At 65.6% G+C, this 16,086-nt stretch carries 15 protein-coding genes; all 15 read right to left on the bottom strand.

The window, feature by feature from the left end; all coding sequences use genetic code 11:
- Positions 1 to 15: 15 nt before the first annotated feature.
- Entirely contained in the window at positions 16 to 717 is a 702-nt protein-coding gene (gene hpf / locus NA5_RS09840) for a ribosome hibernation-promoting factor, HPF/YfiA family (protein ID WP_157110312.1), read from the bottom strand.
- Positions 718 to 962: 245 nt separating this feature from the next.
- A complete protein-coding gene (locus tag NA5_RS09835; protein ID WP_062984235.1) occupies positions 963 to 1,607 on the bottom strand; it encodes a ComF family protein in 645 nt (214 codons plus the stop codon).
- Positions 1,608 to 1,680: 73 nt separating this feature from the next.
- On the bottom strand, positions 1,681 to 3,498 hold the full coding sequence (gene lpqB, locus NA5_RS09830; RefSeq protein WP_157110307.1) for an MtrAB system accessory lipoprotein LpqB: 1,818 nt from the start codon (positions 3,496 to 3,498) through the stop codon (positions 1,681 to 1,683).
- Between the two features lie 2 nt (positions 3,499 to 3,500).
- Positions 3,501 to 5,375 carry an MtrAB system histidine kinase MtrB gene (gene mtrB, locus NA5_RS09825; RefSeq protein ID WP_245672177.1) on the bottom strand — a complete coding sequence of 625 codons (1,875 nt, stop codon included), beginning with the start codon at positions 5,373 to 5,375 and terminating at the stop codon, positions 3,501 to 3,503.
- A 229-nt stretch (positions 5,376 to 5,604) separates the two neighbouring features.
- Positions 5,605 to 6,282, bottom strand: coding sequence for an MtrAB system response regulator MtrA (mtrA, locus tag NA5_RS09820; protein ID WP_062984230.1), 678 nt, complete (start codon positions 6,280 to 6,282; stop codon positions 5,605 to 5,607).
- 78 nt (positions 6,283 to 6,360) lie between these two features.
- Positions 6,361 to 7,008, bottom strand: coding sequence for a dTMP kinase (locus NA5_RS09815; RefSeq protein ID WP_062984228.1), 648 nt, complete (start codon positions 7,006 to 7,008; stop codon positions 6,361 to 6,363).
- 101 nt (positions 7,009 to 7,109) lie between these two features.
- Entirely contained in the window at positions 7,110 to 8,594 is a 1,485-nt protein-coding gene (ahcY, locus tag NA5_RS09810; RefSeq protein ID WP_062984226.1) for an adenosylhomocysteinase, read from the bottom strand.
- Between the two features lie 69 nt (positions 8,595 to 8,663).
- Positions 8,664 to 9,821, bottom strand: coding sequence for an alkane 1-monooxygenase (locus NA5_RS09805; RefSeq protein WP_062984224.1), 1,158 nt, complete (start codon positions 9,819 to 9,821; stop codon positions 8,664 to 8,666).
- Positions 9,822 to 10,013: 192 nt separating this feature from the next.
- Positions 10,014 to 10,634, bottom strand: coding sequence for a TetR/AcrR family transcriptional regulator (locus NA5_RS09800; RefSeq protein ID WP_062984222.1), 621 nt, complete (start codon positions 10,632 to 10,634; stop codon positions 10,014 to 10,016).
- A gap of 118 nt (positions 10,635 to 10,752) precedes the next feature.
- Positions 10,753 to 10,935, bottom strand: a complete 183-nt coding sequence (locus NA5_RS09795) for a rubredoxin (protein WP_062984220.1) — start codon at positions 10,933 to 10,935, stop codon at positions 10,753 to 10,755.
- On the bottom strand, positions 10,932 to 11,105 hold the full coding sequence (locus tag NA5_RS09790) for a rubredoxin (RefSeq protein ID WP_062984218.1): 174 nt from the start codon (positions 11,103 to 11,105) through the stop codon (positions 10,932 to 10,934). Before NA5_RS09790 ends, NA5_RS09795 begins: the two co-directional genes overlap by 4 nt.
- Before the next feature lie 70 nt (positions 11,106 to 11,175).
- A complete protein-coding gene (locus NA5_RS09785; protein WP_062984326.1) occupies positions 11,176 to 12,414 on the bottom strand; it encodes an alkane 1-monooxygenase in 1,239 nt (412 codons plus the stop codon).
- A 212-nt stretch (positions 12,415 to 12,626) separates the two neighbouring features.
- On the bottom strand, positions 12,627 to 13,142 hold the full coding sequence (locus NA5_RS09780; protein WP_062984216.1) for an NUDIX hydrolase: 516 nt from the start codon (positions 13,140 to 13,142) through the stop codon (positions 12,627 to 12,629).
- Between the two features lie 64 nt (positions 13,143 to 13,206).
- Complete coding sequence (locus tag NA5_RS09775) at positions 13,207 to 14,571, bottom strand: coenzyme F420-0:L-glutamate ligase (protein ID WP_062984214.1); 1,365 nt, start codon at positions 14,569 to 14,571, stop codon at positions 13,207 to 13,209.
- The gene (cofD, locus tag NA5_RS09770; RefSeq protein WP_245672173.1) at positions 14,568 to 15,635 is read right to left on the bottom strand and encodes a 2-phospho-L-lactate transferase; all 1,068 of its coding nucleotides are present in this window, start codon (positions 15,633 to 15,635) and stop codon (positions 14,568 to 14,570) included. The genes NA5_RS09775 and cofD overlap by 4 nt, the downstream gene beginning before the upstream one ends.
- Positions 15,636 to 16,086 lie beyond the last annotated feature (451 nt).

Below are 16,086 nucleotides of genomic sequence, written 5' to 3'. Positions count from 1 at the left end.
AGGGTAAGGGCGGTACTACGCGAGCCGGATCAGGCCGTAGTCGAATGCGTGGCGACGGTAGACGACCGACGGTCGATCGGTCTCTTTGTCTTGGAAGAGGAAGAAGTCGTGGCCGACCAGCTCCATCTGGTAGAGGGCATCGTCGACCGACATCGGGGTCGCGGAATGGACCTTGGTTCGGACGATATGGCCGGGCCCGGCCGCGTAATCCGCGGGCTCGGTTTCGGGCCGACCGCGTTCGGCCTCGGGATGCTCGTGGGCGGTGGCGCCCTCAGCCTGTGCGAACAGTGAGTCATCGATCAGATCGGCGGTCGCCTCGGCCACCGACACCGGGGTCTTGTCCCCGTAATGGACGCGGCGGCGATCTTTGGTCCGACGCAGTCGGCTCTCCAGCTTCGCGGTCACCGATTCGAGGGCAGCGTAGAAGCTGTCCGCACATGCCTCCGCCCGGACGACCGGGCCCTTACCGCGTGCGGTGATCTCGACGCGTTGGCAGGCTTTGCGCTGACGACGATTGCGTTCGTGGAACAACTCCACATCGAAGATGAATATCGACGGATCGAAGCGTTCGACACGGGAGAGTTTCTCCGCGACGTAAATTCGGAAATGGTCGGGAACCTCCACATTGCGGCCCTTCACCACGACATCGCCGCGCGGCGCGCGAGGTCGGTCCGCTGTGGTTTGCTCTGTCGCATCCAGGGTGCTTTCATCCAGCACCGAGGCCTGTGTTTCTTTCACAGCGAGGGCGTCTTTCACTGAAGGTCGTGAAGAAGTCGTCACGCGTACCTCCCGGATATGGCCGCACAGACCAGCGTGCGTGCGGCGGGATGAGCCGTGCCGATAGACAATCTCTCGGCACATGATGTCCGAGGCGCCACCTCCAAACTCCCGGTTCGGGTGTGTGATCGCGACGCTAGTACGTCGACGGGCGGTCCGCCACTGTTCACGCAAATTTCCCGGAGTCAAGCCGAACACGTCACCAACACCGCACGTACCGGCACCGCTATCCGGTCGAGTGCACGCACCGATTCGCGGGCCGTAGCGCCGGTCGTGAGCACATCGTCGACCAGTACAACCTCGGCATTCGCCGCGATTTCGGACCCGGCTCCGGCACCGGGCCGAGCCATGATCCGACCGCGCAGATTGTGTTGGCGCTCACCGACTGTCAAGCCCACCGAATCGCGCACACCCCACCACACCCGCAACATCGGTATCACCCGGCTATCGGGCAGCCACCGCGCCGCCGCCCACGTCGTGCGCAGCACCGGATCCCCGCCACGGCGGCGCGCGGCCGCCCGCCGACTCGGTGCCGGGATCAATATCAGCGGCCGCCGGTCATCGCGCAGCCGCGCCAGACCGTCGGCAAGCGCCAGCCCCAATGGCTCGGCCAGATCACGACGCCCGTGCTCCTTCGCCGCGAGCACCGCCCGCCGCGCCGGACCCGCATACGCCGCGAGCGCCCAGCACGGCACGCCCGGATCGGTGCGCGGCCGCACCCGCATCGGCGGCCGCCGCAGGGTCGCGGCACAGTCCGCACACCAGCCCACCCCGACCGCACCGCATCCGGCACAGGCGTTGGCCAGGATCAGATCCACCAGGGTTCGCATCGCCCGAGTCTGCGCCCACCCACCGACAGATTCGCGAATGCCGGTGTCGCGGTACTCGTTTCGGTGCCGAAGATCAGCCGGGAAGCACCGGGACGGAGTTGTCGCCATTGAGGCCGGGCACCTCGCGCCAGAACCGGTCGGAGGTCTGCTCGCTGTATTGGAGTTGCAACACCGCGCGCGAATCTCCCACGTATTCGGCTTCCGAAGAGGCACTGACCACCCGAACGGGTGCGGTCAGATTCTGGCTGATCTGCGGCGTCGGCTGCGATCCGTCGATCGAGACAGTCGTCAGCGGATCGACATTGCCCTCCCGCGCGATGACGATGGTTTCCGCGGTGAGCCAGCTCAACGACACCGCCCGTGTGCTGAGTGTGAGCGCTAGTTGGACCGGTGAGGTGAGCGCGTATTTGCCGTCCGGGCGTCGTTCGACCACGGCCACATAGACCTTGCCGTCGGCGATGAGCGCCGCGCGCACGCCGGTGCGCGAGATCCGCAACTCGGTGATCGGCAGTCGCAGCGGCGATCCCTGTGCCGAGGCCATCAGCGCCGAGATATCCACGTCCTGTACCGAGACGTTTCCGGTGGCGCGATCGGTAACCGCGCGGATGACCCGCTCGCCATCTATCACCGCCCAGGCGGCGGTGCCGTCGGCATTCCAGGACGGTCGGCTGATGGTGGAGCCCTCCGCGACCGGGAAGGCGTTACCGCCGTAGCTGCCGACCATCAATGTGCGCGGCGGCTCCGGTGGCGGACGCCCGGCGTCGGCGACCGCGGCGACCAATTGACCGTCCGGGGAGAGCCCTACCGACTGCAGATTGTTCACCGCGCCGAAGTAGCCGGGCGGGGTGACCATCCCGCTGTCGGCGACCTGCACCAGCGAGCCGTTGCGCAGTGCGTGCAGCCCGATCTGGTTGCGCGCGTAGACAGCTGGGCTCAGCTGTTCGACATCGGCGACCGACCATCCATTGGCGGCGAAGCGGTCGTCGAACGGTTTGCCGTCGGCGAGCAGCATGTACGGGCCGAGGATTTCCGCGCCCGCGAGCGTGAGCACCACCTGTCCGGCCAACAGCTCCTTATCGCGCGGGGACAGCCCGGAAGCACCGGCGAAGTCGATGCGCACCCCGCCGAGCCCGACACCGACATCGTTGTTGTCGTTGTTCGGTTTGGTTATCGGGCCACGCAGGCTCACCGGTGGTGCGAGCTCATTGCGCACGACCGAGGCGAGCGCGGGCTGGGTCCCCTCGGCCAGCAGACCGAGCAGGCGCTGGGCCAGCTGATTCTTGGCCACCGAAATCCAGCGCAGATCCGGCACGACAGTGGTGCCGGTCGGGTCGACGAAGTACAGGACGTAGCGGCGGTAGGACTTGGCGAAGGCGGTCTGCTCCATCACCACGCCGTCGGGCAGCTCATCGATGCGCCATTCACCGTCGACCTTGGACATTTCGATCTTGTTTTCCAAGGGAGCGTCGATGGCCCGATAGGCGCCGTCGGCGGCCAGCTCGCCGACCTTGTGCGCCCGGATCACATAGGTCGCCTTATCGCCCGAACGCGATTCGCGCAGGGTATCGGCCCTATCCACGATCAGCGTGCCCGCCCTGTCGTCCCACTGGGACGCCGCCGACTGTGTCATGTACTGCCGTGCGGCCGCATGCCGGTTGGCCGGATCGGCGGTGGCCTGCAGAAAATCGCGCAGCAGCAGGTCCGGGTCGCGACCGCCGATGGGCGGCGGCGGACCGTCGGAGGTGGGCTGGCGATTGATGGTGCCGAGTGCCTGCGGAGCGGAGGATTCCGGCAGGCTCGCGCACCCGGTGAGCACCAACAGCGCGGCCACGGCAGCCGCGCCGAGCACGGACAGCCGCAGCGTTGTGCGCCTCGGATACCAGCTACGCATCCTCATGACTGTACGTCTCCGCCGTCACCCGGCACGCTGTGCCCGGTCTGCTTCGGTTCGGTGGATTCGGTTTCCTCGGCCTCCGGTCCGGTGCCGTTGATGGGTACGGATCCGATCGAACCGACGCCGTTCGAGTCGCTCGCATCCGCCGCGTCGACATCCGCCGCGACCGGATCGGTTTCGCTCGGGACCGATTCGCCACCGTTGGTCTCGACGCGGATCATCGACAAGTCCGTGACCGTCGCTTCGGTTTCCGTCCCATCGGTGTCGGGATCCCCGGCCGGTTCCGGACCGACCCGCGGCGCGGGCAATGCCTTGCGCAGCACCGGTTCCAGCGGCAGCGGGCTCGCACCCATCTTCTTGCCGCGCACCAGCGGCAGGGTGAGCCGGAAGCTCGCGCCGATACCGAGCTCGCCCCACGCCTCGAGTTTGCCCTCGTGCAGATTCGCGTCCTCGACGCTGATCGACAGACCGAGCCCGGTGCCGCCGGAGCGCCGCATCCGGGACGGATCCGAGCGCCAGAACCGGTTGAAGACCAACTTCTCCTCACCAGGACGCAGGCCCACACCCTGATCGCGCACGATGACCGCGACCGCATTGGCCTCGACATCACCGCGCATCCGGATCAGCACCGGCTTGCCCTCGCTGTGGTCGATCGCATTGGCCAGCAGATTGCGCAGCACCCGCTCCACCCGGCGCGGATCGACCTCGGCGACCAGCGGCTCATCCGGCATGTCGATGACCACCTCGACACCGGATTCCTTGGCCAGATGCCGCACGGTGGAGATCGCCGCCCGCGCGCACATCCGCACGTCCAGCGATTCGATCTGCAGTTCGGCCACACCGGCATCGTGGCGGCTGATCTCGAGCAGATCGTTGAGCAGACCCTCGAAGCGGTCGAGTTCGGTGACCAGCAGTTCGGAGCTGCGGGCCAGCGCTGGATCGAGATCGTCGCTGCTGCCGTGGATGAGATCCGCGGCCATCCGGACGGTGGTCAACGGGGTGCGCAGCTCGTGGCTGACATCGGAGGTGAAGCGGCGCTGCAGATTTCCGAACTCCGCCAACTCGTTGATCTGGTTGGACAGACTCTCGGCCATCTCGTTGAAGGCTTGGGCCAGCCGCGCCATATCGTCCTCGCCGCGCACCAGCATGCGTTCCTTGAGCCTGCCGTCGGCGAAGCGGCCCGCGATCCGCGCGGCCGAGCGGATCGGCAGCACCACCTGCCGGGTGACCAGTGCGGTGATCGCGGCCAACAGCACCAACAGCACGATGCCGCCGATCATCATGGTGCCGCGCATCAGCGACAGGCTGCGCTCCTCATTGGCCAGCGGAAAGATCAGGTAGATCTGCAGCGTCGGGATCTCCGCGCTCGGGCTGCCGATGATCAGCGCCCGGCCGTGGTAGCCGTCCGGATCCGCGACCGTGGCGAACTGGTAGCTGACCTGGTTGCGCGCGACGAACCGGCGCAGTTCCTCGGGCACCTCCTGGATCGGCCCGGTCGAGATCTGCTGCTGCGGCGTACCGCCGACAATGCTCAGCGCCGAATCGAAACTGCCTGCCACACCGGTGGATTGGCCGGTCCCACCGCGGTTGGACAGCGCATTGCGGGCATCGATCAGACGCTGCTGCTGGGTGCCGATATCGTGCACACCGGCCAGCTGGCTCTCCACCGTATTGCGGGCGCGATCCATCTCCTCGACCGCGCCGTTGATCTTCGCGTCGATCAATCGATCGGTGATCTGACTGGTCAGCACCACACCCAGGATCGTGATGACGATCAGCGACAGGGTGAGTGTGGACACGATGACGCGCAACTGCAGCGAACGCCGCCAAACATGGCCGAGGGCGCTGCCGACCTCCTTGAGCCAAGCGACCACCGGCGCGAGGGATCGTTCGAGACGCTGCACCAGACCGGGCGAGGCAGTCGAACGATCCGCATCGCCACCGATCACGGCTTCGCCTCGCTGGCGCTCGGCTGCGCCGTTCTCGCGAACGCTGTGTCTTTGGTTCGCTCGCTTCGCTCGCTCATGGCTGCGCCTCGCTGGCGCTCGGCTCCGCCACGAGCGAGTGCTCGGCTGTGCCTTCTCGTTCGCTCGCTGCGCTCGCTCACGGCGGTCCGGCCTTGTAGCCAACACCCCGGACGGTCAGCACGATCTCCGGATTCTCCGGATCCTTCTCGACCTTCGCGCGCAACCGCTGTACGTGCACGTTCACCAGGCGGGTATCGGCCGCGTGCCGGTAGCCCCAGACCTGTTCGAGCAGTACTTCACGGGTGAAGACCTGGCGCGGCTTGCGGGCCAGCGCGACGAGCAGATCGAACTCCAGCGGCGTCAGCGAGATCTGCGCACCGCCGCGGGTCACCTTGTGCGCGGGCACATCGATGACGATATCGGCGATGGAGAGCAGCTCGGCGGGCTCTTCCTCGGTGCGTCGTAGGCGGGCACGCACCCGGGCGACGAGTTCCTTCGGCTTGAAGGGCTTGACGATGTAATCGTCGGCTCCGGACTCCAGACCGAGCACGACGTCGACCGTATCGGTCTTCGCCGTGAGCATCACGATCGGAACTCCGGAGTCGGCCCGCAGCACCCGGCATACGTCGATACCGTTCATGCCCGGCAGCATCAGGTCGAGCAGCACCAGATCGGGACGAATCTCCCGAACCGCCGCCAGCGCCTGCGTGCCGTCGCCGACCACATGCGGGTCGAACCCTTCCCCGCGCAAGACGATCGTCAGCATCTCAGCGAGTGCCATATCGTCGTCGACGACCAGAATCTTCGGCTTCATAAGTACTATGTTGTCATCTCTCGCGCTCGGAACGGGCCGCCACGCCAACACTGGTGCAATCCCGCCGCACATCCAACCTTATCCGGCAACAATTTCGACCAAACGAGTAGTGAGCGTCGCCGGATCGTCACCGGATCGGTATCTCGACCACGGCCCGTACCAGTCCCGTTCGGCCAGCTCACGGTACACCTCGCCGGTGCGTCGCTGTAGTCCGCCGTCGCGCTCGTAGGCATCGAGGGCGCGACTGTCGTCGAGTTCGCCACGCAGCCTGGCACGCTCGGCCGCGACGTCGGTCGGCACGTCCAGCAACAGCTGCAGCGTCGGCACCGGCAGCTCGAACCGACCGAACTCCAATTCGCCCACCCAGCGCACGATTTCGCCGTCGGCCGACTGATGCAGGCGGGCAGCCGAATACGCGGCATTGGAGGCCACATAGCGGTCCAGGATCACGATGTCGTTGTCGGCCAACAACTTCGACAGGTCATCGCGAGCCGCCGCCCGATCGAGTGCGAACATCAGTGCCATGCCGTGCACCGAATCGGCGAGATCGCCATGAGCGCCACGCAATGCCTCGGCCGCGAGATCGGCGTGGATGGACTGGTCATAACGTGGAAACGCAAGTGTTTGCGCACGCAGACCCCGCGCGCGCAGGTTCGCGACAACGCTGTCGATCAGCGTCCGCTTCCCAGCGCCGTCGAGGCCCTCGACCGCAACCAACACTCCCATGGCGAGCAGGCTACCGCCAGGCCACGACACCGAATGACAGCACCCCGCCGACCGGGCTCGGTCGGCGGGGCGCAGGCCTTTTCGGTGCTACCGGCCGCGGCTCAGTAGCGGTAGTGGTCGGGCTTGTAGGGGCCCTCGACGTCGACGCCGATGTACTCGGCCTGATCCTTGGTGAGCTTGGTCAGCGTGCCGCCGAGCGCCTCGACGTGGATGCGCGCGACCTTCTCGTCCAGATGCTTGGGCAGGCGGTAGACCTCGTTGTCGTACTCCTCCGGCTTGGTCCACAGTTCGATCTGCGCGATCACCTGATTGGAGAAGCTGTTCGACATCACGAACGACGGATGTCCGGTGGCATTGCCGAGATTCAGCAGTCGGCCCTCGGACAGCACGATGATGGACTTGCCGGACTCTTTGAACGTCCACAGGTCGACCTGCGGCTTGATATTCAATTTCGTTGCGCCGGAACGCTCCAGCGCCGCCATATCGATCTCGTTGTCGAAGTGACCGATGTTGCCGAGGATGGCCTGGTCCTTCATCGCCTTCATGTGATCGAGGGTGATGATGTCCTTGTTGCCGGTCGAGGTGATGACGATATCGGCCTGGCCGATCGCCTGCTCGACGGTGACGACGTCGTAGCCGTCCATCAGCGCCTGCAGTGCGTTGATCGGATCGATTTCGGTGACCTGTACCCGGGCGCCCTGTCCCGCAAGCGATTCCGCGCAGCCCTTGCCGACGTCGCCGTAGCCGCAGATCAGTACCTTCTTGCCACCGATCAAAACGTCGGTGCCCCGGTTGATTCCGTCGATGAGCGAGTGGCGGGTGCCGTACTTGTTGTCGAACTTGGACTTGGTGACCGAGTCGTTGACATTGATCGCCGGGAACACCAGCTCACCCGCCGCCGCGAACTGGTAGAGCCGCAGCACGCCGGTGGTGGTCTCCTCGGTGACGCCCTGCACCGATGCGGCGATCTTGCCCCACTTGGTCTTATCGGTTTCGAAGCGCTCGCGCAGCAGGTTCAGGAAGACCTTGTACTCGGTCGAGTGGTCCTCGTCCTCCGGCGGCACCACGCCCGCCTTCTCGAACTGCGCGCCGCGCAGCACCAGCATGGTGGCGTCACCGCCGTCGTCGAGGATCATATTGGCAGGCTCACCCGGCCAGGTCAGCATCTGCTCGGCGGCCCACCAGTACTCCTCCAGGGTCTCGCCCTTCCAGGCGAAGACGGGGGTGCCCTTGGGCTCGTCCACGGTGCCGTGCGGTCCGACGACGACCGCCGCGGCGGCGTGGTCCTGGGTGGAGAAGATGTTGCAGGAGGCCCAGCGGACCTCGGCGCCCAGCGCGGTCAGCGTCTCGATCAGCACGGCGGTCTGGATGGTCATGTGCAGCGAACCGGAGATGCGGGCACCCTTCAGCGGCAGCACCTCCGCGTACTCGCGGCGCAGCGCCATCAGACCGGGCATCTCGTGCTCGGCGAGGCGGATCTCCTTGCGACCGAATTCGGCCAGCGACAGATCCGCCACCTTGTAATCGATGCCGTTTCGGACATCGGCGATCAGGGACGTGCGTGCGGGAAGTTCTGAGGTCGTCATCTGCCTCTATCAGCCTCTCCTGGTTCGTCAGTACCGGGTCAAGGCTAACCGCTCAGTACACCCGCCGGACTACGCGGTCACGCCATAGGACATCAGGATCCGACGGCGCTTGCGCGGCTGGATATTCGCGAGGGTGATGTCGCCGCCGTAATGTGCCAGTACGCGGTGATCCATGATGTGTCGCCACAGCGGCGGGATGGCCGCGAACACGATCATGGACAGGTATCCGGCGGGCAGTTGCGGCGCCTGCATCGAACTGCGCAGGGTCTGATACCGGCGGCCCGGATTGGCGTGGTGGTCGCTGTGCCGCTGCAGGTGGAACAGGAAGATGTTGGTGACCAGATGGTCGCTGTTCCAGCTGTCGCGCGGCGAGCAGCGCACATAGAGGCCATTGGGTCGGCGGGCCCGCAGCAGTCCGTAGTGCTCGATGTAGTTCACCGTCTCCAGCAGCACGACGCCGATCACCGCCTGCAGCGCCAGATACGGCAGCACGCGCCAGCCGAAGATCGACAGCAGCGTGCCGAACAGCACCACACTCATACCCCACGCCTGCAGGATGTGGTTGTCCAGGCTGAACCAGCGCTTGCCCTTACGGGTCAGGCGCTCGCGTTCGAGTCGGATGGCAGAGCGGTATCCGCCGGAAATGCTGCGCGGCAAGAACTCCCAGAGCGATTCACCCAACCTGGCGCTGGCCGGATCCTCCGGCGTGGCCACGCGTGCGTGATGGCCGCGGTTGTGCTCGACGAAGAAGTGTCCGTATCCGGATTGCGCCAGCGAAAGTTTGGCCAACCAGCGCTCCAGATGTTCGACCCGATGTCCCAGTTCATGCGCCGCGTTGATGCCGATACCGCTGACGAACCCGAGAGTCATTGCCAGCCCGAGCTTGTCGACCACGGCCAGCTCGTCGCCCGACCACATGACGGCGGCGATGACCAGGCCGACCAACTGAACCGGCAGGAACAGATAGGTGCACCACCGGTAGTACCGATCGTTGGACAGCAGCTCGTAATCCTCGTCGCGAGGATTGCTGCCGTCCACACCGACCACCCAGTCCAGCACCGGGATGACGATCAACACGATGATCGGCCCGATCCACCAGAAGACCGGGGTGCCGGTACGCAAAACCAGCTGCGACGGCAACAACGCGATCGCAGGAGCGATCAGCCCGAGAACCCACAGATGGCGTTTGGGGTCGGGCGACCCCGCCGGTTTGCCAACCGCTTGCACGTTTGCCCCGCTAAATAAGTTCCCTAACTCCGACGCATGACAATACATACAGACCTTACGTCCGTTACACAGCAGCTTGGCGGCGAAAGAATGGCAACCGTTACATGCCTGGCAGTTGGTTTTTCAGCACCTTCACATGGGGTCATGATCAGGGCATACTCGCCGCAAACGGTCAATTTCCCAGTGGTGGAATCAGTGCCGCTCACGCGCGGCCAGAATCGCCTCGACATACGGGCTGAAAACGGCACTCAATTCGGCGGGCGCATTGCGGCCCGCCGCGGGCGGTGTCGGGATGTAGCTCAGCGCGATACGCACCAGAGCCTGTGCCAGCACATCGGATTCGGCGATCGTCGCCTGTACCCAGCTGTGCTGGAACGCGATGGACAGCCGCGCGGTCGCATGTTCGACCAACGGCTCGGCATCAAGGGTGATGAGCCGCAACAGATCCAGCTTCACCTCACCGGCGACCAGCGACTGGACCAGCGGGTCGGCGGCGGCCGCCTGGAAGAAGTCGCGCAGCCCCTCCTCGAATGCGGCGCGCGCGTCGCCGATATTGCCGTTGATCGCGGAGCCGACATGATCGACCAGATCGTCGGCCAGGCGTAGCGCATAGGACTGCGCGAGCCCGGCGCGCGAACCGAATTCGTTGTACAGGGTCTGTCTGCTGACACCGGCGCGGGTGGCCACATCACCGAGGGTGATCTTGGACCAGTCCCGCTCGGTCAGCAGCTCGCGCATCGAATCCAGGACGGAGGTGCGCAGGAGTTCCCGCGCCGCCTCCTGATAGGAAAGCTTGGGTCTGATTTGCGTCACTCCCGGGTCCCTCCGTGGTTACGCTGCGCTCCCGCCTCCGGGACCGTCGCTCGTGCCGCGGGGGTCCGTTGCGCGGCATACCCGCGAGGTTGTCACGGGTAGTTGCCGCAGTCAAAATTCACGACCGTTCGATCTCGACCATGTAGAAGTCGGCCTTGGCGGCGCCGCAGTCCGGGCAGGTCCAGTCGTCCGGAATGTCGTCCCAACGGGTGCCCGGCTCGATCCCGTCCTCCGGCCAGCCCTTGGCCTCGTCGTATTCGAAGCCGCACTGGATGCATTGGAACAGCTTGTATTCACTCATTTGGGAACCTCCATCGGTTCGAAGTCGATCTTCTCGCGCACGCCGCAGTCGGGACAGCACCAGTCGTCGGGTATCTTTTCCCACCCGGTACCCGCCGGAAACCCTTCGTGCGGTGCGCCTTTCAACTCGTCGTAGACGTAATCGCAGACGGGACAACGAAAACTGCTCATGCCTGCGCCTCGCTGGCGCTCGGCTCCGGCATGCGCAACACGCGCTGGCACATGATTCGCTCGCTCATGATCACGCCTCCGATGCGGCCGTGCCGTAGCGCGCGATCACCTTGTCCCGCTTGGCCGGATGGATGTTCGCGCGGGTGATATCGCCGCCGTAATGCGCGAGCACCCGCTTGTCCATCACGCGCCGCCACAGCGGCGGGAAGTAGGCGAGCAGAATCATGCTGGCGTAGCCGCTCGGCAGATTCGGCGCACCGTCCCAACTACGCAGCGTCTGATAGCGGCGGGTCGGGTAGGCGTGATGGTCACTGTGCCGCTGCAGGTGGTACAGGAAGATGTTGGTGACGATGTGGTCGCTGTTCCAGCTGTGCACGGGAGCTGGCCGCTCATATCGCCCGGAGGCCGTGCGCTGCCGGACCAACCCGTAATGCTCGAGGTAGTTGACCGCCTCCAGCAGGCTGAATCCGATGATGGCCTGCAGGATCAGATACGGCAGCAGGCCGATTCCGAATACCGCGAGCAGCACCGCATACAGCGCCACCGACATCAGCCAGGCGCTGAGCACCTCGTTGCGCAGACTCCACGACTTCTTGCCCAGCCGATCCAGCCGAGTCTTCTCCAGCCGCCACGATGAGCTGAAGCTGCCCCATACCGTGCGCGGCCAGAAGGCCCAGAACGATTCGCCCACACGGGAACTCGCGGGATCCTCGGGTGTCGCGACGCGCACATGATGGCCGCGGTTGTGCTCGATATAGAAGTGACCGTAGAACGACTGGGCCAGGGCGATGCGCGAGAGCCAGCGCTCCAGATCGACCTTCTTGTGGCCGAGTTCGTGCGCGGTATTGATGCCGATGCCGCCGATCATGCCGATCGTGATGGCCAGGCCGATCTTGTCGACGATGTGCAGCCCGCCGTCGATGCCGAGCCAGCTCAGATCGTCCGCCGTGATCAGGTAGCACCCCATGACCAGCGTCGCGTACTGGAACGGCAGGTAGAGGTAGGTGAGATAGCGGTAGTACCGGTCGTTCTCCAGGTACTCCATCACCTCGTCGGGCGGATTGTCGCCGTCCGGGCCGAAGAAGATATCGGCCAGCGGGATCACCACGTAGACCAGCACCGGGCCCAGCCAGAACGGCACCTGGGCCAGCCGGTGCCAGCCGAATTCGTTGAATGCCCAGACCAGCGGAAGGCCGATGGTGAAAAGGCCGGTCGGTGCGAACAGCCCCCATAGCCACAGGTATCGCTTGCGGTCGCGCCAATCGGTGGCCGCGGCCGGGCGGCCTGGCGCATGGGTTTCCGTGGACATCGTTGTCTCCTCATCCAAGCGGCACATCACATGTGATGCGCAGTACCACTTACTTGGACATTAGAGATCAACTTGTCCTGTGTCTAGACAAATTTATGAATTTGTAAAGACTGGCGGAAACGGCAAATCGGACAGCTCGGCAGGCCAGATACGACGATCGCCGCGTCTTCCCGTCCAGTGCCGGGATGATGCGGCGATCGAGCTGGGCAGCTTCAGCGAAGTAGCACGTCGGCGTTGTCGGGCAGTGCGTCGATCGGCCACCAGCGCAGGTCGGTGGATTCATGACTGCGAATGGGAACCGCACCGGGCGGCGCGACGATGCGGAACAGCAGGTCGAGGTGGCGGGTCGGGACGCCGAGCGAGCAGGTGATCGGATGGGCCTGCACGCCATAGAGTTCGGGATCCATGCGCAGGCCTGTCATACCGGACTCCTCGGTCGCCTCGCGTAGCGCCGCGTCGGCCACCGTCTCGTCGCCCTCCTCGCAGTGCCCGCCGAGTTGGATCCAACGGCCGACCCGCGGATGCAGTGTCAGCAGCACCTGGCGCTCATCGTGCGAGAACACGACGGCCGAGGCGGTGATGTGACCGGGTGCGTGCTCGCGCAGACACCCGCGCGGTGCGGATCCGAGGAAGGCCAGCATCGCCTCGCGCAGCGAGGCATCGACGCCCGTGGGCTTCCACGCCTCGAGCAGCTGCGTTGCCGATGTGTGCAGCGAACTGGCACTCACAACCGCACCTCACTGGTGCTCGGCTCCGTCGTGCGCGGGTCCGCACTGTGCCTCGGCCCCTCGCTCACAGTTCGACCAAACCCGGGCCCGGACCGAAGACCGGACGTGGGGTGAGTTCTTCGAGGGGATGACCGATCGCGATGGCGCCCAAGGGGTTCCAGTCATCATTGAGGCCGAGGATGTCGCGGGTGATCTCCGGGGCGAAGATGGTGGAACCGATCCAGCAGCTGCCGATGCCCTCGGTCGCCAGTGCGACGAGCAGGCCCTGCACCGCCGCGCCAACCGCGACGGTGAACATGGTGCGTTCGTTGCCGCGCCGCCGCTCATCCGGATAGTCGTGCGCGCCGTCCGGCACGCAGAACGGGATGATCACCTCGGGTGCGTCGTGCAGGATGCCGCCCCGGGCGATTCGGCGTTCTACCCGCTCCGGATCGAGACCGTCCGCGGTGAGATCGGCCCGCCACTTATCGGCCATGGCCGCCAACAGTTGCGCGCGCAGGCCCGGCTTGCGAATCCAGACGAAACGCACCGGACGGGTGTGATGCGGCGCGGGCGCGGTGAGCGCCTTCGCGACCGCGGCCCGGATGCGTTCGGGATCGACCGGGGTATCGGCGAATTGACGAATCGAGCGGCGCAGCAGCAGCGCCTCGGAACGGCCCTGCTCGATCGCCTCGGCCGTGCCGAGCCAGAACAGGTCATCGGTGCCGCCGCGCAGCAGGTCCGCGGCGCAGGAGCCGTCATCGACGACCGGCAACCCGCGCACCACCGCGACCGGCACGCCGCCGAGCTTGCCCTTCACCAGATCCGCGGCGGCGGCCAATTCGTCGGCCACCGCCACCTGAGTGACATGCAGTTCATTGCCCTGCCCGTCGACCGCGCCCGCATAGTCGTGCAGCACCCGCAATCCGGCGGCGCCGATGGCGGTATCGGTCTGACCGTTGCGCCAAGCCCGGCCCATGGTGTCGGTGATGACCACCGCCACGTCGACCCCGAGCCGCTCCGACAGCGCGTCGCGCAACGCCTTGGCACTCCCGTCCGGATCCGATGGCAGCAGGACGAGTTCGCCCTGCTCGACATTGGATCCGTCCACCCCGGAGGCGGCCTGCACGATGCCGAGCTTGTTCTCGGTGATCAGCGTGCGGCCCTTGCGCGCGAGTACGCGCACCGCCTCCCGCTCCACCAGCTCGCGGCGCGCGGTATCGCGCTCCTCCGGATCCAGCGGCGCCTCGACGATGCGGCCCTCGACCTTGGCGACGATCTTGCTCGTGACGACGAGAATGTCGCCGTCGACCAACCAGGGCGCGGCGGCGGCGAGCTGTTCGGCCAGATCGTCGCCGGGCCGGAATTCCGGCAGACCGGTGATCGGCAGGATCCGCAACTCCCCCGCGGCGTGATCGGTCGGCCCCGTCAATGGCTCTTGCGTAGTCATGGCCTCACCTCGCTGACGCTCGGTGCCGCCACGACCGGCGGCGCTGTGTCTTTGGTTCGCTCGCTGCGCTCCCTCACGCCGCCCAGGTCGAGCGCCTCCCGCACCATTTCGGCGGTGGTCGGCGGATCGGTCATCAATAGCGGCACGCTGCGCACTTCGACGCCGGGCACATCCGCCGTATCGGTGCTGTGGATCAGCCACCCGTCCAGGATGCCGGTGGCCGAGCGCGCGCCATAGTGGCGTCCGATCGCCTCGGCGGTGGTTTCCACGCCGATCACCGAGAGGCATTCATCGGCCATGCCGCGCAACGGTTTTCCGTCGATCACGCCGGAGATGCCGATCACCTTGGCCTCGGTGGTGCGCAGTGCGCCGCGGATGCCGGGCACCGCGAGGATGGCGCCGATGCTCACCACGGGGTTGGAGGGGGCCAGTAGCACGACATCGGCCTCGGCTATGATCTGCGTCACATTTGGCGCCGGTTTGGCTTCATCGGCCCCAATTGTGGCGAATCCGTGCGTCTGGATGTCCGCACGGTAGCGAACCCACCACTCTTGAAAATGGATCGCGCGGCGTTCGCCAGGGTTGTCGGGGTCGCTGACAACGACATGTGTTTCGCAGCGATCGTCGGTAGCCGGGATGAGTTTTACGCCCGGCTGCCACCGATTGCACAACGCCTCGGTGACCGCGGAGAGCGGGTATCCGGCGCGCAACATTTCGGTTCTGACCAAGTGCGTGGCGATATCGCGATCCCCCAAACCGAACCAATCGGGTTGGGCATGGTATTTGGCCAGTTCTTCCTTGGCGTGCCAGGTTTCGGCGACCCGGCCCCAACCGCGTTCGGTATCAATTCCGCCGCCGAGGGTGTACATGCAGGTATCGAGGTCGGGGCAGATCCGGAGGCCGTGCATCCAGACGTCGTCACCGACATTGACGATGGCGGAAACGTCCGCATCGGGCAGTAGTTCCCGGACGCCCTGAAGGAAGCGCGCGCCGCCGACCCCGCCCACCAGGACGGCGATCTTGGGCCCACTTGCGGGTGCGGTGTCCGCTTGTTGTGGAGTCACATCGACACAGCCTATGCGCTGTCGGAGCGGCCGCGGTTCAGCTCGTATTTGCTGCTCATTTGCTATTCCGCGTTCAAGATCAGCTCCGGAAAGCGGTAGCGGATAGTAACGGAATTGCGACGGCGGCTTGACCATCGACACGTTCGGCGTGTCTAATCACAGTCATGTCATTTCGGGTTCGCGCGAGAGTTCAAGGCGCGGACGGTTTTTCGAACACACGTTCGCACCGGGGTGACAAGCTCGGGGATGTCCGCGGGACAACGTCGCGGGGTACGGCCGTCGGTGTGCGTGTTGGTCCGACGGAAAGAATCAATCTGCGCTAACACACAGTGAGGAGGCGGAGCGATGGCCAATGAGCTGGCCCCTTCGGGCATGCCGGGCGGCGTATCGCAAACCGATTCCACAGCAGGCGCAGCACGTGGCGTCTGCGCAGAGATCGGTCGGATCGAAC

Source organism: Nocardia anaemiae NBRC 100462, assembly GCF_001612725.1.
GTDB classification, from domain to species: domain Bacteria; phylum Actinomycetota; class Actinomycetes; order Mycobacteriales; family Mycobacteriaceae; genus Nocardia; species Nocardia anaemiae.
Note: the sequence above shows the minus strand (reverse complement) of the source record. Positions and strands in the feature narration are given on the sequence as shown.

Bases quoted from the DNA above. Each gene is read 5' to 3' on its own strand.
- NA5_RS09785 (WP_062984326.1), bottom strand. From the start codon at position 12,414: ATGTCCACGGAAACCCATGCGCCAGGCCGCCCGGCCGCGGCCACCGAT.
- NA5_RS09775 (WP_062984214.1), bottom strand. From the start codon at position 14,571: ATGACTACGCAAGAGCCATTGACGGGGCCGACCGATCACGCCGCGGGG.
- mtrA (WP_062984230.1), bottom strand. From the start codon at position 6,282: ATGAAGCCGAAGATTCTGGTCGTCGACGACGATATGGCACTCGCTGAG.
- NA5_RS09835 (WP_062984235.1), bottom strand. From the start codon at position 1,607: ATGCGAACCCTGGTGGATCTGATCCTGGCCAACGCCTGTGCCGGATGC.
- lpqB (WP_157110307.1), bottom strand. From the start codon at position 3,498: ATGCGTAGCTGGTATCCGAGGCGCACAACGCTGCGGCTGTCCGTGCTC.
- ahcY (WP_062984226.1), bottom strand. From the start codon at position 8,594: ATGACGACCTCAGAACTTCCCGCACGCACGTCCCTGATCGCCGATGTC.
- NA5_RS09795 (WP_062984220.1), bottom strand. From the start codon at position 10,935: ATGAGTGAATACAAGCTGTTCCAATGCATCCAGTGCGGCTTCGAATAC.
- NA5_RS09815 (WP_062984228.1), bottom strand. From the start codon at position 7,008: ATGGGAGTGTTGGTTGCGGTCGAGGGCCTCGACGGCGCTGGGAAGCGG.
- NA5_RS09790 (WP_062984218.1), bottom strand. From the start codon at position 11,105: ATGAGCAGTTTTCGTTGTCCCGTCTGCGATTACGTCTACGACGAGTTG.